Origin of the sequence: Kribbella sp. NPDC003557, assembly GCF_040610805.1 — a bacterium.
Taxonomy (GTDB): Bacteria; Actinomycetota; Actinomycetes; order Propionibacteriales; family Kribbellaceae; genus Kribbella.
Genome location: NZ_JBEXMY010000006.1, coordinates 146863 through 165314, shown reverse-complemented (window position 1 = coordinate 165314; position 18452 = coordinate 146863). Strand labels below are relative to the sequence as shown.

Below are 18452 nucleotides of genomic sequence, written 5' to 3'. Positions count from 1 at the left end.
GGGATGAGATGGGCGTCGCGTGCCTTACGGCACGAAGGCTCGTTGGGAGCGGTGGCGGAAGGTGCGGGGTGAGAGGGCGTGGGCCGCGGTGAAGCAGCGGGTGAAGTAGGACTGACTGCTGAAGCCGCAGCGGGTCGCGATGCTCGCAACCGGAAGGTTTGTTGCTGCTAGCAAAGACGCCGCGTGCTCCAGGCGCAGGTCGGTGACGAAGGCCGTCGGCGTGACGCCGTACGCCGCGCGCATCGAGCGGGACAGGTGGGCGGCGCTGACGCCGGCGAGGTCGAGCAGCCGCGGGACGCCGCCGCGCAGGTTGTCCTCGGCGCGCATCGACGTACACGCCCTGGCCAGCCAGTCCGGGATGCGTGAGCCGCCGGGGTCGCCCGGGGTGAGGAGGTCGAGGAGATCGATCCAGAAGCGCACCAGGTCGTACGTCGTCGGGTTGTCCTGGAAACGGGTGAGCGCGTGCTCGAACACCGGGATCGCGGCCGGCTGGTTGACGCTGACGGGTCCGCGAGACGCCCGCGTCAGGTCCAGGAAGCCTTGCCAGAGCGAGCTCGGGAACGCGACGTTGACGAACTCCAGGCCGTCCGGCACCACGCCGCGGACCGCGTGCCGGTCGCTCGGCCGCACCAGCACCACGTCGCCGGCCCGCAGCGGCGCGACGCCGGTGGTCAGCAGGTGCTCGCCGCTGCCGGAGACGACGCCCATGAACTCGTGGAAGTCCGCGTGCGTGTGCAGCTCGGTGTCGCGGGCGCGGGCCGGGATCCGCACCCGCGCCGCGTGGTACGGCCGGCCGAACGCGTGCGCCTCGAACCGCAGGATCTGGTCCACCTCAAGACAGTACAAATTCTCGTCGTACCGCTGCTAGTCCGGCGGCGCGCCCGACCCGCAGGCTGGAGGCATGTTCGATACCGACGGCTACGTCATCTTCCGCGACGTCATCGACCAGGAGCTGATCAAGGAGGTGAACGATCATGTCGAGTGGCTGCAGGCCCGGCACCCCGAGGTGCGGCCCGAGCAGCTCGGCCACATCTACCTGCGCGACGACCCGTTCTGGGTGCGGCTGGTGAGCGACGACCGGCTCGTCGACATCGCCGAGCAGTTCATCGGGCCGGACATCGCCCTGTTCGCGTCGCACTACATCTCCAAGCCGCCGTACTCGGGTCAGCCGGTGCTGTGGCACCAGGACGCGGCGTTCTGGCCGCTCGAACCGATGGAGGTGGTGACGCTCTGGCTGGCCGTCGACCACTCCACCCCGGAGAACGGCTGCGTCCGGGTGATCCCGGGCAGCCACCGCTCCGAGGTGGCCGGGATGCGCGACAACACCGACGTGGAGAGCGTGCTCGGCAAGGAGATCGCGGTCGAGGTCGACGAGTCGCGGGCCGTCGACATGGTGCTCGCCCCGGGCGACGTCGAGGTGCACCACCCGAACATCGTGCACGGCAGCACCGCGAACACGTCGCCGTACCGGCGCTGCGGGCTGACCATCCGCTACATCCCGACGTCGACCAGGATCACCGACCCGGAGTCGCCGTACCCGAGCGCCTTCCACCTGCGCGGCGCGCCGGGTGTGAACAGCTACCAGCCACGTCCGGCGTACGTCGAGGGCCGGCACTTCCCGTTCACCGGGGCATGACAGGGAAGCCCTGACATGCGAAAGGGCCCGCCCCCTCGGGGGACGGGCCCTTTCGGCGACTCACTCGAGGCAGATCCGGAACGGGTGCCCCGCCGGGTCGGCGTAGATGCGCCAGCCGCGCGCGTTCTCCGCGGGCGGCGGGTCCAGCGGGTCGAGCGGCTCGGCCCCGAGAGCGACCACGGTGGCGTGACCGCTCGAAAGGTCCTCGACGATCAGGTCGAGATGGAGATCCTGCGCGTCGGTGCCGGGCCACGTGGCCGGCACGAACTCCTCCGAGCGCCGGAAGGCCAGCGTCGAGAACCCCAGCGAGGAACCCGGGCCGGTCAGGCTCCGCCAGTCCTCGTCACCGTTCTCGTCGATGTCCAGCCCCAGCAGCGCCGAGTAGAACTGGGCGAGCTCGAGTGGGTCCGGGCAGTCCAGAACCACCGAGCCGAGCCGCCCGGCAGTACTGCCCGGCTGCTCTGCCACCTGCGTCATCTGTCCTCCACTTTCTGGTACGTCAGCCTGCCCCTGGTCCGCGGGGCAGGTGCGGGCAGGGCCCTCTGGTCGGAAGGCCCGGCCGCCTACGATGACAGGTCCCGGGGACACTTCGCATCTTTCGACACGCGTTCTCGCCGACTGAGCCGATCGCTGACAGTGAAGGCTCGATCTCGCTACCACCGAAGCCGCTATACGCCGGTAGCGCGCCGCCGCTCGCCGAGCTTGCGGATCTTGGCCCGCGTCCCGCAGTCCTCCATCGAGCACCAGCGCCGGGAGCCGTTGCGGCTGCGGTCCAGGAACAGCCAGCCGCACCCGCCGTCGTCGACCGGGCAGGCCCGCAGCTGGCGCAGCTCGACGGTGCGGATCAGCTCGACCGCCGCGACCACCAGCCGGTCCGGGATGACCTGCGCCGGCGACGTCCCGACCACGAGCTCGGCGATGCCGCGGTCCCGGGCCGGGTCCGGGATCAGCATCGAGCGTGCGGCCGCCGCCGACCAGCGCAGCATCAGCCGCTCGAACGCGGAACCCTCGCTCTGCTTGACCCCGTCGGCCGCGATCGCGGAGTGCGCGGCCCGCGGCGCCAGCACGTCGTACGTCGCCTCGCGGATCTCCAGCGTCGCGTTCAGCGCCTTCACGGCCAGCTCCGGCGCCGAGCGCCAGGTGCCCTCGACGGCGCTGTAGTCGCGCAGGTCGATGAGCCCGCTCCGGCGGCTCCAGGCGAGCAACTCGGCGGGCGAGCTGAGGTAGTCGAACTCCGGCGTGCCGCCCCGGGTGCGCGGGCTGACCGTGTTCACGAGATCGAGGGCGGGATGTCCGCCCACGATGCGATATTCCCCGCGAAAACTGTCGGTCATGAATGAGACGCTACCACTGTCCGACATTTTACCGGGATCAGGTGACCCAATGACCCTCTCGTCCCGCCGGGCGAACGCCGCGCTGGTGTTCCTCGGCGTCTCGACCTTCTCGTTCGTGACCGTCGAGGTGCTCCCGATCGGTCTGCTGACCGTGATCGCGGACGACCTCGGGCGGTCCCGCTCGCAGGTCGGCCTCCTCGTCACCGGGTACGCCACAGTCGTCGTGCTCGCCTCCATCCCCCTCGCCCGGCTGACCCACCAGCTCCCCCGCCGCCTCGTGCTGGCCGGCACGCTCGGGGTCCTGACCGTCGCCACGGGCCTGTCCGCCGTCGCCCCGTCGTACGAGTTGCTGTTCGCCTCGCGACTGGTGATCGCGCTCGCGCAGGCGCTGTTCTGGGCCATCGCCCCGCCGATCGCGACCGGCCTCTTCCCGCCGGAGCTCCGGGGCCGGGTGGTCGCGCGGCTCGCGATCGGGACGGCGCTGGCGCCGATCCTCGGCATCCCGCTCGGCACCTGGCTCGGCGAGCAGGCCGGCTGGCGCGTGCCGTTCGTGGTGATGACCGTGCTGGGCGCGGCCGCCTGCGCCGGGATCGTCGCCCTGCTGCCGCGCGCCGAGGTGCAGGACAGCCCGTCGCGCCGGGGCAGTTCCCCCGACCTCCGGCGGTACGTCGTCCTCCTCGTCACCTGCGCCGTCGGCGTGACCGGGTTCCTCACCTTCAACACCTACGTCACGCCGTTCCTGCTGGACATCTCCGGATTCTCGTCCGGCGTGCTCGGCCCGATGCTGCTCGCCAGCGGGGCCGGCGGCCTGGCCGGCACGTTGATCGTCGGCCGGGTGCTCGACCGGTTCCCGTGGGGCGCGACCGTGCTTCCGCTCGCCGTGATCGGGGTCGGCCTGTTCGGCTTGTACGCGTTGGGCCAGGTGCAGGTCGTGACCGTCGGCCTGATCGCGGTGATCGGTCTGGCGTTCAGCGGTTTCGCCGTCGCCGCCCAGAGCCGGACCCTGCAGGTCGCCCCGGGCAGCACCGACATCGCCTCGGCCGGGACGAGTTCGGCGTTCAACGTGGGGATCGCTGCCGGTGCCTTCGTGGGTGGCGCGCTGATCGACACCACGACGGTGCGCGCGGTCGCGCTCGTCGGCGGCTTGCTGGCGGCGGCCGGAGCTTTGGTGATGCTGAGCGAGCCCTTGCTGGTCCGGCGCCGGGCCGACGTGCCAGAGTGCGCGCATGACCTTTGTGAAGAGCCGGCTTGACGCACCGGCGGGCTTCTTCGAGGTCGAGGCCGCCGGACTGCGCTGGCTGGCCGTGCCTGGCGGCGTGCCGGTTGCTGAGCCGCTCGACGTCTCCCCCACCCAGCTGACGACCACACGGCTGGACAACGCGCCGCCGACCGGGTCCGACGCCGAGGACTTCGGCCGGCGGCTGGCCGTCACGCACGACGCCGGCGCCCGCCACTTCGGCGCACCGCCGGACGGCTGGCGCGGCGACGGGTACATCGGCACGATCCCGCTGCCGCACGCCTCCGAGCCGATCACGTCATGGGGCGAGTTCTACGCCAACCTGCGCCTCCGGCCGTACCTGCGGGCCGCCCGCGACGAGGGCATCTACCTGGACGGGTTCGAGCGGGTCTGCACCCGACTCGAGGCAGGCGTGTACGACGACCCGGCCGACGAGCCGTCCCGGATCCACGGCGACCTGTGGTCCGGCAACGTGCTCTGGACACCGGACGGCGTCCACCTGATCGACCCGGCGGCGCACGGCGGCCATCGGGAGACGGACCTCGCGATGCTCGCGCTCTTCGGGCTGCCGCGGCTCGATCGCGTGCTGCGCGCGTACGACGAGACGCACCCGCTCGCGGACGGCTGGCAGGACCGGATCGGGCTGCACCAACTGCACCCGCTGCTGGTGCATGTCGTGCTCTTCGGCGGCGGCTACGTCGCGCAGGCCCGCGAGCTCGCCCGGCGGTATTGAAGCCTCTTGACGTAAAGCCGCTGCCCGCGAACACTCTCGATCATGATTCCGCAGCCCACAGCGCAGCAGCCACTCCCCGACGAGACCTTCATCCTCCAGGCGGACGCCACGATCGGCGTCGACGACCCCGCGGCCCGGCAGATCGCCGACGAGTTCGCCGCCCGGCTCCGGCGGTCGACCGGCTTCGCGCTGCCGGTCCAGGACGGCACCGGTACCATCTCGCTGTCCACCGGCGGCGCGGAGTCGTTGGGGGCCGAGGGCTACGAGCTCCGCGCGGACGCGTCCGGCGTCGCGATCACCGCGGCCACCGCCGAGGGCCTGTTCCGCGGCGTCACCACGCTCCGCCAGCTCCTCCCGGCCAAGGCCGAGGCCGCCGGCGCCCAGGAGGGCTCGTGGGAGATCGCCGGTACGACGATCTCGGACTCGCCGCGGTACGGGTACCGCGGCGTCATGCTCGACGTCACCCGGCACTTCTTCACCGTCGACCAGGTGAAGAAGTTCATCGACCTGGTGTCGCTCTACAAGATCAACCGGCTGCACCTGCACCTGTCCGACGACCAGGGCTGGCGGATCCAGGTCGACTCCTGGCCGCGCCTCACCGAGTACGGCGGCAGCCTGCAGGTCGGCGGCGGCACGGGCGGCGCGTACACCAAGGCCGACTTCGCCGAGATCGTCCGGTACGCCGGGGAGCACTACCTGACCGTCGTGCCGGAGATCGACACCCCGGGGCACACCAACGCGGCGCTCGCGTCGTACCCGGAACTCAACCCGGACGACGTCGCGCCCAAGCTCTACACCGAGACCGAGGTCGGGTTCAGCACCCTGACCGTGGACAAGGACCGCACGTACGAGTTCCTCGACGACGTGTTCCGTGAGGTGGCCGAGCAGACGCCGGGCGACCTGCTCCACCTCGGCGGCGACGAGGCGCACTCGACACCGCACTCCGACTACCTGACCTTCGTACCGAAGGCCGCCGAGCTCGTGGTCAAGCAGGGCAAGACCGTGATGGGCTGGCACGAGATCGCCGACGCGCCGCTGCCGGCCGGAACGGTCGTGCAGTACTGGGGCACCGAGGACGAGAAGGCGCAGGCGCTGGCACTGAAGGCGGTCGAGCAGGGCGCAACGCTTGTCCTCTCGCCCGCGAACCGCGCATACCTGGACATGAAGTACCACGCGGAGACGCCGCTCGGCCTGCAGTGGGCCGGCCTGGTCAGCGTCGAGCAGTCCTACAGCTGGAACCCGGCGACGCTGATCCCGAACGTGCCGGCGAGCGCGATCGACGGCGTCGAGGCACCGCTGTGGACGGAGACGCTCGACGACCTGGACAAGGTCGAGTTCATGACGTTCCCGCGGCTGCCGGGCATTGCCGAGCTCGGGTGGTCGCCGGAGTCCGCGCTCGACTGGACGACGTACCGCGACCGGCTGGCCGAGCAGGGGTCGCGCTGGGAGGTGCTCGGCGTGAACTTCTACCGGGCACCGGAGATCGACTGGCGCTAGGCCGCCAGCTGGCGATCCAGCTGCGGATCCAGCCGAGGACCTCAGCCGAGGATGCGGTCGAGGAGCCAGGCAGTGGTCTCGTCCAGGTCCTGCTCAGCGACCGTGTGCTGCGTGGCGTCCGCGTCCGGGGCGTCGCGCACCTCCAGCCGGTACACGTACCGGTCCGGCTGCGGCCGGCCGGAGCCGAGGTCCTTGGCACCCAGGGCGCGGACCGCGGCCTCCAGCCGGTCCGCGTCCGGCTGGCCGCTCGTGTCCAGCTCGCCCTGCTGCATCAGCCCGGCGAAACCGCCGCTGCGGGTCACGGTGACGATCACTGCTGCCTCCTCGCGGTTGCGTGCCACGCAACTGTCCCCCATCTGCGGCGCGTACTGTGCACAGCCGCGCGACACGCCGGGAAATCCGATCAGAATCATGCGTCCATCACCCGGCGTACCGGCCTCTTGTCCTTCGTTGCCAATGTCCCGCGCCCGCCGCCGCCTGCGAAACAGCAGGTCGGCGCGGGATTTCCGGTTCCGGACCGCGGTCGTGACGGGCGGGATCAGCCGGGCACGGAGGGTAACGATCGGCGACAATCAGCGACACGTGTTTGTGGTCACCCCTACCATCAGCCCGCAGAACGGCTACAGTTATGGCGTTGCAAGTTTGGACTCCCTGACTTTTGCTGTGCTGCATGGCCGGTCTGTCGTCTGGGGCCTTTCGGCGACGCGCGGCTCATGAGGTGTGGGTCGCGGATTGTTAATAGCCATCGAGGAGATAGACAATGGCTGTCGGTACTGTCAAGTGGTTCAACGCTGACAAGGGCTTCGGCTTCATCACCCCGGATGACGGTGGCGCGGACGTGTTCGCGCACTACTCGGCCATCCAGATGTCGGGCTTCCGCTCGCTGGACGAGAACCAGCGCGTCGAGTTCGAGATCACCCAGGGCCAGAAGGGCCTGCAGGCGGAGAACATCCGCGCGATCTGATTCGTCGGATCACCCTTCTAGAACCTACGGAGGGGCCGTACACCACCTCGGTGTGCGGCCCCTCCGCCGTTTCCGGGCGTCTAATGGACCTGTGACCGAAGACTCGCGGTACAGCCGGCCGGACGAGGATCCCGGCGAGCGCCTCGACCGCCACTGGATCGAGCTCCTCCAGGAGCTGCGGCTGGCCCAGACCGGCACGCAGATCCTGTTCGCGTTCCTGCTCGGGATCGCCTTCCAGGCCCGCTTCCAGGACGCGGACGCCTTCACCCACACCGTCTACGCGCTGACGCTGATCGCGTCGGCCCTGTCGGTCGGCCTCTTCGTGGCGCCGGTGTCCTTCCACCGCCTCATCTACCGCCGCCAACTCCGGCACCGGATGCTCCCGATCGCCAGCCGGATGGCGATCGCCGGCCTGATGTTCCTGATCCTGGCGGTCGCCGGCGGCCTGCTGCTCGCCCTCGAGGTCGTCCTGCCCACCGGCCTCGCGATCCTCGCCGTCGCCGGCATCCTGATCTGGTTCATGATCTTCTGGTACGCCGTCCCGGCCTGGATCCGGCGTACTAGCGGAGACGAGGAATGACCTCGCTCGCGATCTGTTCCAGGACCGCCTCCGAGCCCGCGTACACGCCTTCGGAGCGGGGCCAGTGGGTGATGACGTCGGTGAAGCCGAGGGCGGCCGCGCGGCCGACGGAGTCCTCGAAGGCGGCCGGGCCGGACACGGCGTAGACCTTGGAGTCGAGGGAGAGGTAGCGGTCCAGGTGGCGACCCTCGAGGAGGTCGTCGAGGCGGTGGCTGAGGTCGGCGACGGACGCGAACCAGGTGTCGAGGTCGTCGCTCGCTCCCCCGGTCGTCATCCAGCCGTCGCCGTGCTCGGCGGCGAACCTGACCGAGCGTGGTCCGTTGCCGGCCAGGATGAAGGGGACGCGCGGCTGCTGGACGCAGCCCGGCAGGGTCCGGCCGTTGCGCGTCTCGAAGTACTCGCCCTCGAAGTCGACACCGTCGGTGGTGAGCAACGTGTCCAGCAGCGTCACGAACTCCTGGTAGCGGTCCTGCTTCTGCCGCGGCGTCAGGTCCGGACCGCCCTGGATCGTGGCGTCCAGGCTGCCGCCGGCCCCGATCCCGCACAGGAACCGGCCGTCGGACACGTCGTCGATCGCGAGGATGTCGCGGGTCAGCGCGAGCGGGTGCCGGAAGTTCGGCGACGTGACGAACGTGCCGAGCTTGATCGTCGACGTGGCCAGCGCGGCCGCCGTCAGTGTCGGCGTCGTCCCGAACCACGGTGAGTCCTGGAGGCCGCTCCAGGTCAGGTGGTCGTACGTCCACGCATGGTCGAACCCGTACTCCTCAGCCCGCCGCCACCGCGGCGCGGCGTCCCGCCAGCGGTACTCCGGCAGGATCGCGATCCCGAAACGCATGACCGCACCCTACCGAGTGTGTCCGAAACCACGATTGTTGCGTTTCGCCACGATCTCCGACACGGTCTTAGGGCACTGTCCCCAAGACAACAGAACGGAGGCGCGCCGAAGCGAGGCGTGACTTACCTGTGGCCATCGACATCGACAGCCAGACAGAGACTCCCGACCACGCAGCACATCCCGCAATCGCCACTCCACCACCACCCGGCAGCCGAAGTCGCGGTTCCGGACTCGACCGCGTCACCTTCGGTGTCACCGCGGTCATCGCCCTGGCGTTCGTCGCCTGGGGCATCGTCGACGCCACCGGTCTCGGGACGGCGTCCACCTCGGCCCTCGGCTGGGTCGAACAGAACACCGGCTGGCTGTTCGTGCTGCTGGCCTCCGGCTTCGTCGTCTACGTGATCTGGCTGGCGGCCGGCCGCTACGGGCGGATCCCGCTCGGCCGCGACGACGAGGAACCCGAGTTCAAGACCGTGTCCTGGGTCGCGATGATGTTCAGCGCCGGCATGGGCATCGGCCTGATGTTCTTCGGCGTCAGCGAGCCGCTGTCGCACTTCGCCAGTCCCCCGCCCGGCACGGTCGAGGGCGGTACGTCGGAGGCGCTCGAGACCGCGATGGCCACCACGCTGTTCCACTGGACGCTGCACCCGTGGGCGATCTACGCGGTCGTCGGCATCGCGATCGCGTACGGCACCTTCCGGCGCGGACGCTCGCAGCTGATCAGCGCGGCGTTCGCCCCGCTGCTGGGCCGCCGTACCGAAGGGCCGATCGGCAAGGTCATCGACGGGCTGGCGATCTTCGCGACGCTGTTCGGATCGGCCGCGTCACTCGGGCTGGGCGCGCTGCAGATCGGGTCCGGCGTCCGGATCCTCGGCTGGCTCGACAACACCGGCAACGCCGTCATGGTCGGCGTCATCGCCGTCCTGACCGCGGCGTTCGTCGCGTCCGCGGTGTCCGGCGTGGCCAAGGGCATCCAGTGGCTGTCGAACATCAACATGGTGCTGGCCGTGGTGCTCGCGGTCTTCGTGTTCGTGGTCGGCCCGACGGTGCTGATCCTGAACCTGGTCCCGACCGCGATCGGCGACTACTTCCGCGACCTGGCCGACATGGCCGCCCGGACCGAGGCCAGCGGCGGCGACGCGATGGCGACCTGGCTGTCCGGCTGGACGGTCTTCTACTGGGCCTGGTGGATCTCGTGGACGCCGTTCGTCGGCATGTTCATCGCCCGGATCAGCCGCGGCCGCACGATCCGGCAGTTCGTCACCGGCGTCCTGCTGGTGCCGTCGCTGGTCAGCCTGCTGTGGTTCTGCATCTTCGGCGGTACGGCGATCGACATCCAGCGCGGCGGCACCGACATCGCCGGCGCGTCGACGACCGAGGGCCAGCTGTTCGGCATGCTCGACCACATCCCGCTCAGCGCGGTCACGACCGTCATCGTCGTCGTCCTGGTCGCGATCTTCTTCGTGTCCGGTGCGGACGCAGCGTCGATCGTGATGGGCACGCTGTCCGAGCGTGGGGCGATCGAGCCGAAGAAGCCGCTGGTGATCTTCTGGGGCGTGCTCACCGGTGCCGTCGCGGCGGTGATGCTACTGGCCGGCGGAGGTGGGTCCGACGCCTTGCAAGGCCTGCAGAACCTCACGATCGTCGCGGCGCTGCCGTTCGCGGTCGTGATGGTCGGGCTGGCGGTCGCGCTGGCCAAGGATCTGCGCACGGATCCCCTGATGCTGCGCCGCGAGATCGGCTCGGAGGCGGTCGAGGCGGCGGTCATCGAGGGCGTCAGCCAGCACGGCGACGACTTCGCCCTGGTCGTCTGCAGCGGCAACGGCGAGACGCCGCAGGACGAGCCTAGGACGTAGGTGTGGGGAACGTGGCTAGGGAGCTGGTGCCGATGCTTCCTAGCCACACCTTCCCGTCGCGTTCGCGGACACCGGTGGGCATGTGGAACTCCGGGTGCTTGGCGCGCAGATCGTGCACCAGCGCGCCGCTCTCGTCGTACGCCTGGATCTCGATGATGTCCGCGGCCTTCGGCTTCAGCGCGTCCGGCAGCGCCCAGACGACCTTGCGGAGCGCGGGGTGCTTCGGCAGCAACAGGTCGAGTACGGCGTTGCGTGGCGAGCCGACCGCGACCCAGATCAGCCCGTCGGAGCCGCGGGCGATGTTGTCCGGCAGCCCCGGGATCTCGGCGATCCGCACCGGCTCGGCGCCGTCGGTCGTGACGTCGAGCTTGCAGAGCCCGTACGTCGCGGTCTCGGCCCAGAAGAGCGAGCGACGGTCGCTGCTGAGCGCCACGCCGTTCGGGAAGCCGCGACCGGTCACCAGCCGGGTGACCTCCCCGTCCGGCGTCAGGCGGTACACACTGCCGGTCGTGGAGTGCTCGAGCAGGTCGGCCATCCACTCGTCGATCCCGAACCGGGTCGAGGAGTCGGTGAAGTAGATCGTGCCGTCCTCGGTGACGTCGGCGTTGTTGCAGAACCGCATCGGCCGGCCGTCGATCTCGGACAGCAGGGTGCTGACCCGGTTGTCCTGGTCGAGGGTGAGCAGGCCACGGTTCGCGTCGCAGATCAGCACCTTGCCGTCCGGCAGCCACTCCAGCCCGAGCGGCCGGCCGCCGGTGTCGGCGAGCGTGCTGATCGTCTTCCCGTCGGCGCTGACGCGCAGGATGCGGCCGTCGTACAGCCCGGTGAGGACGCTGCCGTCGGCGTCGATCAGCGTGTCCTCGGGACCTGCCCCGGGGAGCGTCACGACGTCGACCTCGATCCCCGTCGGGGTGCGGGCCGGCGGCACGGGCGGCGGAGTCCAGCGAACGGGCGCGATCGACGACTTCATGTCCCGACCCTAGCGCTTCGCTGTCGGTCGACCACAAACGGTGCAGCCCGGGCCGATCGTCGATCGGTCCGGGCTGCTCGTCGTACAGGTCAGAAGATGACCTCGCCGCGGGCGCGGCGGGCGCGGAGCTTCTCCAGCGCCTCGTCGAGGATCTCCTGGGCCTCCTGCTCGGAGCGGCGCTCCTTCACGTAGGCCAGGTGCGTCTTGTAGGGCTCGATCTTCGGCGGCGGGGGCGGGTTGTTCACATCGGTGCTGGTCGGCAGACCGCACCGCGGACAGTCCCATTCCTCCGGGATGGACGCCTCGACCGCGAACCAGGTCGCGGTCTCGTGGCCGTTCGCACAGAAGAACACGATGCGCTGCCGGGGCGCGGTGTCGCCGCGCTCCGCCTCGCCCATCGGTCCGGCGCCGACCCGGCTGCCACGAATCGCACTGCCACCACCAGCCACGGGAACCGACTCCCCCTCAGCCGAGCTTGTAGAGCAGGCCGAGCGCCACGATGGCGGCGAACCAGATCAGACCGACACCGATCGTGATCCGGTCGAGGTTTCGCTCGGCGACCGACGAGCCGCCCAGGCTGGACGACACACCGCCACCGAACAGGTCGGAGAGACCGCCACCGCGGCCTTTGTGCAGCAGCACCAGCAGCGTCAGGAACAGGCTGCAGACGATCACGACGATCGAGAAAGCGAGAATCACGAGGAGTAGCCTAACTGAAGGTCCAGGTAACGGCAGATGCCGGCGAACTCGTCCACCTGGAGGCTCGCACCTCCGACCAGGCAGCCGTCGACATCCGGTTGGGCCATGATGCCACCTGCGCTGGCCATCTTCACCGATCCGCCGTAAAGAATCCGTACCGAGTCGGCGACCGAGGGTGAGATCGTCTCCTCGATCCGGCCCCGGATCGCGGCGATCACCTCCTGCGCGTCCTCCGGCGTGGCGACCTCGCCGGTGCCGATCGCCCAGACCGGCTCGTACGCGATCACGACCTTGCGGACGTCGTCCTGCTTCAGCCCGGCCAGACCGGCGTCGACCTGACCCAGGCAGTGCGCGACGTGACCGTCGGCCTTGCGGATCTCCAGGCCCTCGCCGACGCACATGATCGGGGTCAGGCCGGCCTCGAGCGCCTTCGCGGTCTTGGCGTTGACCAGCTCGTCGGTCTCGTTGTGGTACTGCCGGCGCTCGGAGTGCCCGGTCAGCACATACGTGCAGCCGAGCTTGGTGAGCATCGCCGCCGAGATCTCGCCGGTGTACGCCCCGGAGTCGTGCGTGGACACGTCCTGGGCGCCGTACTTGATCTTCATCCGGTCACCGTCGACCAGCGTCTGCACGCTGCGGATGTCGGTGAACGGCGGCAGCACCGCCACCTCGACCCGGTCGAAGTCGTGCTTCTTGTCCTGCAGCGTCCAGCTCAGCTTCTGCAGCAGGTGCACGGCCTCGACGTGGTTGAGGTTCATCTTCCAGTTGCCCGCCATCAACGGCGTACGGGCGCTGTCGGCCATCGGTTTCAGTCCTCTTCCAGTACCGCGAGACCCGGGAGCTCCTTGCCCTCCAGGTATTCGAGCGACGCACCGCCACCGGTGGAGATGTGGCCGAACGCCTCGTCGGCGAAGCCTAGCTGCCGTACGGCGGCCGCGGAGTCACCGCCACCGACGACACTCAGGCCGTCCACCTCGGTCAACGCCTGCGCGACGGCCTTGGTTCCGCCGGCGAACGCCGCCATCTCGAAGACACCCATCGGGCCGTTCCAGAACACGGTGTGCGCGCCGGCGATCTCGGCGGCGAACGCCTTGCCGGACTCCGGGCCGATGTCCAGGCCGAGCTGGTCGGCCGGGATCGCGTCGGCGGCCACGACGGTCGCGGGCGAGTCGGCCTTGAACTCGGGCGCGACGACGATGTCGGTCGGCAGCACGATCTTGTCACCGGCGTCCTTCAGGTAGCCGCGGACGGTGTCGAGCTGGTCCTCCTCGAGCAGGCTCTTGCCGACCTCGTGGCCCTGCGCCTTCAGGAAGGTGAAGACCATGCCGCCGCCGATCAGCAGCTTGTCGGCCTTGGCGATCAGGTTGTCGATCACCGCGAGCTTGTCCGACACCTTGGCGCCGCCGAGCACGACGACGTACGGCCGGGCCGGGTCCTCGGTGAGCTTCTTCAGCACGTCGACCTCGGCGAGCACCAGCCCGCCGGCCGCGTGCGGCAGCTTGCGGGCCACGTCGTACACGCTGGCCTGCTTGCGGTGCACGACCCCGAAGCCGTCGCTGACGAAGACGTCCGCGAGCGCGGCGAGCTCGTCGGCCAGCGCGTCGCGCTGGGCCTCGTCCTTGCTCTCCTCGCGCGGGTCGTAGCGGACGTTCTCGAGCAGCAGCACCTCGCCCTCGTCCAGGTCCTGTACGGCGGCCTGCGCGGCGTCACCGGTCACATCACCGGCGAATCGCACGGTGATGCCCTCGGGCCGGAGCAGCTCGCCGAGCCGCTTCGCGACCGGGGCCAGCGTGTACTTCGGGTTCGGCTCGCCCTTGGGGCGGCCGAGGTGCGCGGTCACGATCACCTTGGCGCCGGCCTTGGCCAGCTTCACCAGGGTCGGCAGCGACGCGCGGATCCGGCCGTCGTCACCGATCACCTCGTCCTTGATCGGCACGTTCAGGTCCGACCGGACCAGCACCCGCTGGCCGGCCAGGTCCCCGAGATCTTCGATGGTCTTCACAGTTCAGCTTCCTCGGGTGAACGAGCTTGCGCCCGAAAGAACACCAGGCTCTCCGGGCGCAAGACTTCGGGGGAATGTCAGAGCGAGGCGCCGACGTGGTTGACCAGGTCGACGAGGCGGTTCGAGTAGCCCCACTCGTTGTCGTACCAGCCGACGACCTTGACCTGGTTGCCGATCACCTTGGTCAGGCCCGCGTCGAAGATGCAGGACGCCGGGTCGGTGACGATGTCGCTCGAGACGATGTCGTCCTCGGTGTAGGTCAGGTAGCCCTTCAGCGAGCCCTCGGACGCGGCGGCCTTGTAGGCCTCCTTGACCTCTTCGACGGTCACCTCGCGGCCGACCTCGACGGTCAGGTCGGTGGCCGAGCCGGTCGGAACCGGGACGCGCAGCGCGTAGCCGTCCAGCTTGCCCTTGAGCTCCGGAAGCACCAGGCCGATCGCCTTCGCGGCGCCGGTCGAGGTCGGGACGATGTTCAGCGCGGCGGCGCGGGCGCGACGCAGGTCCTTGTGCGGACCGTCCTGCAGGTTCTGGTCCTGGGTGTACGCGTGGATCGTGGTCATCAGACCCTTCTCGATCGTGAACGCGTCGTTCAGAACCTTGGCCAGCGGGGCGATGCAGTTCGTGGTGCAGGACGCGTTCGAGATCACGGTGTGCTTCTCGGCGTCGTACAGGTCGTGGTTCACGCCCATCACCACGGTCAGGTCCTCGTTCTTCGCCGGGGCGGAGATGATGACCTTCTTGGCGCCGTTGTCGGCGTGCGTCTTGGCCTTGGTGGCGTCGGTGAAGAAGCCGGTGGACTCGATCACCACGTCGGCGCCGACGTCCGACCACTTCAGGTTGGCCGGGTCGCGCTCGGCGAACGCCTTGAAGCTCTTGCCGCCGACGGTGATGTCGTCGTCGGTGGCGGAGACCTCACCCGGGAAGCGGCCCAGGATCGAGTCGTACTTCAGCAGGTGAGCGAGGGTCTGGTTGTCGGTCAGGTCGTTGACGGCGACGACCTCGATGTCGGCACCGGACGCCTGCACGGCGCGGAAGAAGTTACGGCCGATGCGGCCGAAGCCGTTGATACCTACGCGTACGGTCACGGGTCTGCGTCTCCTCAGAACTAGCTTTGGCACTGCCGCTACAGCCCGAACACTAGCCCAACAGCCCACTCGATCAACTGGTAGCGTCCAGATGAGACCACCGGATGTTTTTCACGGGTTCAGACCAGACCACTGGCTGGTACGCCGAACGGCGGTTTCCGGAGCGTCTCTCCGGAAACCGCCGCTCGTCCTGAAGTTCACCCGATCACGGCAGAACGTTCACCGCGGCCCAGGCCTTGTCGACCGCGGCCCGCTCCGCGCTGCTCGCGCCGTACAGGTCCGTGGCCGCGTTCAGCGTCGCGGTCCGGGCGCCGTGGTAGTCGGTGCGCGACGTCATGTACGTCGTCAGCGCGCGGTACCAGATCTTCTCGGCCTTGGTGATGCCGATCCCGGTGACCGTGACGCCGCCCGCGGTCGGGCTGTTGTACGCGACGCCGTTGATCGTCTTCGCGCCGCTGCCCTCGGACAGCAGGTAGAAGAAGTGGTTGCCGACGCCGGACGAGTAGTGCACGTTCAGCCGGCCGACGCTCTTCGACCAGGCGTCCGCGCTGGCGCCGTCCATCGACGGCTTGTCCATCCGCCGGATGTAGTTCACCGCCGGGTTGTAGTCGGTGAAGATCTCCTCGCCCATGACGTAGTCCGGGGTGTCCTGGCTGTTCGCGGCGTACCACTCGACCGCCGTACCGAAGATGTCCGAGGTGGACTCGTTCAGGCCGCCGGACTCGCCGCTGTAGCGCAGGCCGGCCGAGCGGCTGGTGACACCGTGGCTCATCTCGTGGCCGGCGATGTCCAGCTCGACCAGCGGGCCGATGCCCTGGCTCGCGTCGCCGTCGCCGTACCGCATGCAGAAGCAGGAGTCGCTCCAGGACGCGTTCACGTACGCGCCGTCGTGGACGTACGACTTCGCGCCCTTGCCGTCGTTGGCGATGCCGTTACGGCCGTGCACGCTCTTGTAGTAGTCCCACGTCTCGGCGATGCCGTAGTGCGCGTCGACGCCGGCGGTCTGGGCGTTGGAGTTGCTGCCGGTCCCCCAGACGTTGTCCGCGTCGGTGTAGAGCGTGCCGGCGTTGTACGTCGAGTTGCCGCCGCGGACCGGGTCGACCATCGTCCAGCTGGTGCCGGACTTGGTGGTGTCGAGTCCGACGGTGCCGACGTACAGGCCGGTGCCGCTGCCGAGGTCGTCGTTGACCGTCGTCCAGCTGTCGAGGACCTTGCCGGTCTGCGCGTCGACGTACGTCTCGGTGCCGGTCGGCTCGCCGTTGGCCTTGCGGCCCTCGCTGACGACCTTGTACGCGAGCTTGGACTGGCCGGCGTTCGTCACGAACACGACGAGCTGCTGCTTGCTGCTCTTCGTCTTCGCGGCGGCGAATGCCGTTGCGGCGGACACGGCGGGCCTGGTCGACAGGCTCAGCTTGCCGATGCCACCGGTGGACGAACGGGCCTTGCCCGCCTTGTCCTGGTGGACGACGACATCGCCGCCGACGACCGGCAGACCCTGGTACGTGCGGTCGAACCGGACGTGGCTGCTGCCGTCGGCGTCGGTGACGACGTCGCGGACGACCAGGTCGCCGCCGTCGCCGAGGCCGAGCTGCACGGCGTTGGCCCGCGCGGCCGCGACCGGCGACACCGACGGGCCGCTGCCGGGCTGGGCTGCCTGAACGGTTGCGGTGATGGTGGCGACGGCCAGGCCGGCGATCGCCGTCGCGGCCAGACCGGCGCGATGGATGCGCTTCATGCGAACTCCCTTGGGCGGAAGACGCGCACGAACCGGGACAAGGCCGTGCGCGAACGGGCACGCACACCCTCTGCGACCCCTCCGCCAAAAGGAACCGATCGACCGCGAAAACCCCCGAAGTCCCGGGAAAACCTTCTGCGCCGGACCGGTCACCCCGCGCCGACGGCAGCGGCCCCGGAAACGAGTTCCGGGGCCGCTGGTCCGTGCGGGAAGTAGCTGCCGGTCAGGCCGGGTCGAGCATGTCCGGGGTCAGGTTGGCCTCGGTGTTCGGGATGCCGAGGTCGCCGGCGCGCTTGTCGGCCATGGCGAGCAGGCGGCGGATCCGGCCGGCCACCGCGTCCTTGGTGAGGGCCGGCTCGTGCAGCTGGCCGAGCTCCTCGAGGCTGGCCTGCTTGTGCTCCAGCCGCAGCTTGCCCGCCACCTGAAGGTGGTCCGGCACGTCGTCGCCGAGGATCTCCAGCGCCCGCTCGACGCGAGCACCCGCCGCGACCGCCGCGCGGGCCGAACGCCGCAGGTTCGCGTCGTCGAAGTTGGCCAGCCGGTTCGCGGTCGCGCGGACCTCGCGGCGCATCCGGCGCTCCTCCCACGCCAGCACCGACTCGTGCGCGCCGAGCCGGGTCAGCAGGGCGCCGATCGCGTCGCCGTCGCGGATCACCACGCGGTCGACGTTGCGCACCTCGCGGGCCTTTGAACCGATGCCGAGCCGCCGCGCCGCACCGACCAGCGCGAGCGCCGCCTCCGGCCCCGGGCAGGTCACCTCGAGCGAGGACGACCGGCCGGGCTCGGTCAGCGAACCGTGCGCCAGGAACGCACCCCGCCAGGCCGCCACCGCGTCGCAGGACGCACCGGACACGACCGCCGGCGGGAGACCCCGGACCGGGCGGCCGCGGTTGTCCACCAGCCCGGTCTGCCGCGCGAGCGCGTCACCGTCACGGACCACGCGAACGACGTACTTGGTCTGCTTGCGGATGCCGGACGGGGAGATCACCACCACGTCCGACGGGTGCCCGAAGATCTCGGCGATGTCCTTGCGCAGCCGCCGCGCCGCGGCGCCGCTGTCCAGCTCCGCCTCGACGACGATCCGGCCCGACACCAGGTGCAGCCCGCCGGCGAACCGCAGGATCGACGAGACCTCGGCCTTGCGGCAACACGGTTTCGTCACCTGAATACTGGTCAGCTCGGACTTCACCTGTGCTGTCATCGCCATAGAAAGCATCCTCCCACCCGTGTCAAAGACCCTCGGATCACCAACGGGCGGCGGGTGCCCCGGTTACGGCCGTTGCAACCTT

The 18452-nt window shown here is 69.8% G+C and carries 20 protein-coding genes; 7 read left to right on the top strand and 13 right to left on the bottom strand.

Annotated features, from left to right (window positions below; translation table 11 throughout):
• Positions 1 to 24: 24 nt before the first annotated feature.
• Positions 25 to 831, bottom strand: coding sequence for an AraC family transcriptional regulator (locus ABZW60_RS25460; protein ID WP_355480790.1), 807 nt, complete (start codon positions 829 to 831; stop codon positions 25 to 27).
• A 70-nt stretch (positions 832 to 901) separates the two neighbouring features.
• Here ABZW60_RS25460 and ABZW60_RS25455 point away from each other — a divergent pair, with 70 nt between their 5' ends.
• Positions 902 to 1636 carry a phytanoyl-CoA dioxygenase family protein gene (locus ABZW60_RS25455; RefSeq protein WP_355480788.1) on the top strand — a complete coding sequence of 245 codons (735 nt, stop codon included), beginning with the start codon at positions 902 to 904 and terminating at the stop codon, positions 1634 to 1636.
• A gap of 60 nt (positions 1637 to 1696) precedes the next feature.
• Here ABZW60_RS25455 and ABZW60_RS25450 read toward each other — a convergent pair whose 3' ends face one another.
• Both ABZW60_RS25450 and ABZW60_RS25445 read right to left on the bottom strand, forming a co-directional pair.
• Positions 1697 to 2113: a VOC family protein gene (locus tag ABZW60_RS25450; RefSeq protein ID WP_355480786.1), complete on the bottom strand. Its 417-nt coding sequence runs from the start codon at positions 2111 to 2113 to the stop codon at positions 1697 to 1699.
• Positions 2114 to 2304: 191 nt separating this feature from the next.
• Positions 2305 to 2970, bottom strand: a complete 666-nt coding sequence (locus ABZW60_RS25445; protein ID WP_355480784.1) for a CGNR zinc finger domain-containing protein — start codon at positions 2968 to 2970, stop codon at positions 2305 to 2307.
• 49 nt (positions 2971 to 3019) lie between these two features.
• On the opposite strand from ABZW60_RS25445, the gene ABZW60_RS25440 reads away from it, so the two are divergent.
• The 3 genes from ABZW60_RS25440 to ABZW60_RS25430 are packed head-to-tail and all read left to right on the top strand — an operon-like array spanning position 3020 to position 6437.
• A complete protein-coding gene (locus ABZW60_RS25440) occupies positions 3020 to 4222 on the top strand; it encodes an MFS transporter (protein ID WP_355480783.1) in 1203 nt (400 codons plus the stop codon).
• Positions 4197 to 4940 carry a fructosamine kinase family protein gene (locus ABZW60_RS25435; RefSeq protein ID WP_355480781.1) on the top strand — a complete coding sequence of 248 codons (744 nt, stop codon included), beginning with the start codon at positions 4197 to 4199 and terminating at the stop codon, positions 4938 to 4940. Before ABZW60_RS25440 ends, ABZW60_RS25435 begins: the two co-directional genes overlap by 26 nt.
• 42 nt (positions 4941 to 4982) lie before the next feature.
• Positions 4983 to 6437: a beta-N-acetylhexosaminidase gene (locus tag ABZW60_RS25430; RefSeq protein ID WP_355480779.1), complete on the top strand. Its 1455-nt coding sequence runs from the start codon at positions 4983 to 4985 to the stop codon at positions 6435 to 6437.
• A 41-nt stretch (positions 6438 to 6478) separates the two neighbouring features.
• On the opposite strand, the gene ABZW60_RS25425 is transcribed toward ABZW60_RS25430, so the two are convergent.
• Positions 6479 to 6778, bottom strand: coding sequence for a protealysin inhibitor emfourin (locus tag ABZW60_RS25425; protein ID WP_355480777.1), 300 nt, complete (start codon positions 6776 to 6778; stop codon positions 6479 to 6481).
• 419 nt (positions 6779 to 7197) lie between these two features.
• Between ABZW60_RS25425 and ABZW60_RS25420 the strand changes: the two genes are divergently transcribed.
• Complete coding sequence (locus ABZW60_RS25420; RefSeq protein ID WP_134100749.1) at positions 7198 to 7401, top strand: cold-shock protein; 204 nt, start codon at positions 7198 to 7200, stop codon at positions 7399 to 7401.
• Positions 7402 to 7492: 91 nt separating this feature from the next.
• Entirely contained in the window at positions 7493 to 7981 is a 489-nt protein-coding gene (locus ABZW60_RS25415) for a DUF6328 family protein (protein WP_355480775.1), read from the top strand.
• Here ABZW60_RS25415 and ABZW60_RS25410 read toward each other — a convergent pair.
• Complete coding sequence (locus tag ABZW60_RS25410) at positions 7962 to 8816, bottom strand: LLM class flavin-dependent oxidoreductase (protein ID WP_355480773.1); 855 nt, start codon at positions 8814 to 8816, stop codon at positions 7962 to 7964. The genes ABZW60_RS25415 and ABZW60_RS25410 overlap by 20 nt on opposite strands.
• Positions 8817 to 8944: 128 nt before the next feature.
• Here ABZW60_RS25410 and ABZW60_RS25405 point away from each other — a divergent pair, with 128 nt between their 5' ends.
• Positions 8945 to 10672 (top strand): BCCT family transporter, encoded by a 1728-nt coding sequence (locus ABZW60_RS25405; RefSeq protein ID WP_355480771.1) that lies wholly within the window; start codon positions 8945 to 8947, stop codon positions 10670 to 10672.
• On the opposite strand, the gene ABZW60_RS25400 is transcribed toward ABZW60_RS25405, so the two are convergent.
• From ABZW60_RS25400 to whiA, 8 genes are all read right to left on the bottom strand, one after another.
• Positions 10662 to 11642, bottom strand: a complete 981-nt coding sequence (locus ABZW60_RS25400) for an SMP-30/gluconolactonase/LRE family protein (protein WP_355480770.1) — start codon at positions 11640 to 11642, stop codon at positions 10662 to 10664. The two genes, ABZW60_RS25405 and ABZW60_RS25400, sit on opposite strands and share 11 nt — an antisense overlap.
• Positions 11643 to 11731: 89 nt before the next feature.
• Positions 11732 to 12091 (bottom strand): RNA polymerase-binding protein RbpA, encoded by a 360-nt coding sequence (locus ABZW60_RS25395; RefSeq protein WP_130385522.1) that lies wholly within the window; start codon positions 12089 to 12091, stop codon positions 11732 to 11734.
• Between the two features lie 16 nt (positions 12092 to 12107).
• Complete coding sequence (gene secG, locus ABZW60_RS25390; protein ID WP_130385521.1) at positions 12108 to 12341, bottom strand: preprotein translocase subunit SecG; 234 nt, start codon at positions 12339 to 12341, stop codon at positions 12108 to 12110.
• Positions 12338 to 13144, bottom strand: a complete 807-nt coding sequence (tpiA, locus tag ABZW60_RS25385; protein ID WP_355480769.1) for a triose-phosphate isomerase — start codon at positions 13142 to 13144, stop codon at positions 12338 to 12340. Before tpiA ends, secG begins: the two co-directional genes overlap by 4 nt.
• A gap of 5 nt (positions 13145 to 13149) precedes the next feature.
• Positions 13150 to 14343 carry a phosphoglycerate kinase gene (locus ABZW60_RS25380; RefSeq protein ID WP_355480767.1) on the bottom strand — a complete coding sequence of 398 codons (1194 nt, stop codon included), beginning with the start codon at positions 14341 to 14343 and terminating at the stop codon, positions 13150 to 13152.
• 77 nt (positions 14344 to 14420) lie between these two features.
• Complete coding sequence (gap, locus tag ABZW60_RS25375; protein WP_131296890.1) at positions 14421 to 15428, bottom strand: type I glyceraldehyde-3-phosphate dehydrogenase; 1008 nt, start codon at positions 15426 to 15428, stop codon at positions 14421 to 14423.
• Positions 15429 to 15633: 205 nt separating this feature from the next.
• Positions 15634 to 17163, bottom strand: coding sequence for a M4 family metallopeptidase (locus tag ABZW60_RS25370; protein WP_355480765.1), 1530 nt, complete (start codon positions 17161 to 17163; stop codon positions 15634 to 15636).
• A 223-nt stretch (positions 17164 to 17386) separates the two neighbouring features.
• A complete protein-coding gene (gene whiA / locus ABZW60_RS25365) occupies positions 17387 to 18370 on the bottom strand; it encodes a DNA-binding protein WhiA (protein WP_355480763.1) in 984 nt (327 codons plus the stop codon).
• Positions 18371 to 18452: the final 82 nt, after the last annotated feature.

Coding starts and splice junctions, on each gene's coding strand:
- ABZW60_RS25455 (WP_355480788.1), top strand. CDS start 902: ATGTTCGATACCGACGGCTACGTCATCTTCCGCGACGTCATCGACCAG.
- ABZW60_RS25450 (WP_355480786.1), bottom strand. CDS start 2,113: ATGACGCAGGTGGCAGAGCAGCCGGGCAGTACTGCCGGGCGGCTCGGC.
- ABZW60_RS25445 (WP_355480784.1), bottom strand. CDS start 2,970: ATGACCGACAGTTTTCGCGGGGAATATCGCATCGTGGGCGGACATCCC.
- ABZW60_RS25440 (WP_355480783.1), top strand. CDS start 3,020: ATGACCCTCTCGTCCCGCCGGGCGAACGCCGCGCTGGTGTTCCTCGGC.
- ABZW60_RS25435 (WP_355480781.1), top strand. CDS start 4,197: ATGACCTTTGTGAAGAGCCGGCTTGACGCACCGGCGGGCTTCTTCGAG.
- ABZW60_RS25430 (WP_355480779.1), top strand. CDS start 4,983: ATGATTCCGCAGCCCACAGCGCAGCAGCCACTCCCCGACGAGACCTTC.
- ABZW60_RS25420 (WP_134100749.1), top strand. CDS start 7,198: ATGGCTGTCGGTACTGTCAAGTGGTTCAACGCTGACAAGGGCTTCGGC.
- ABZW60_RS25410 (WP_355480773.1), bottom strand. CDS start 8,816: ATGCGTTTCGGGATCGCGATCCTGCCGGAGTACCGCTGGCGGGACGCC.
- ABZW60_RS25400 (WP_355480770.1), bottom strand. CDS start 11,642: ATGAAGTCGTCGATCGCGCCCGTTCGCTGGACTCCGCCGCCCGTGCCG.
- tpiA (WP_355480769.1), bottom strand. CDS start 13,144: ATGGCCGACAGCGCCCGTACGCCGTTGATGGCGGGCAACTGGAAGATG.
- ABZW60_RS25370 (WP_355480765.1), bottom strand. CDS start 17,163: ATGAAGCGCATCCATCGCGCCGGTCTGGCCGCGACGGCGATCGCCGGC.
- whiA (WP_355480763.1), bottom strand. CDS start 18,370: ATGGCGATGACAGCACAGGTGAAGTCCGAGCTGACCAGTATTCAGGTG.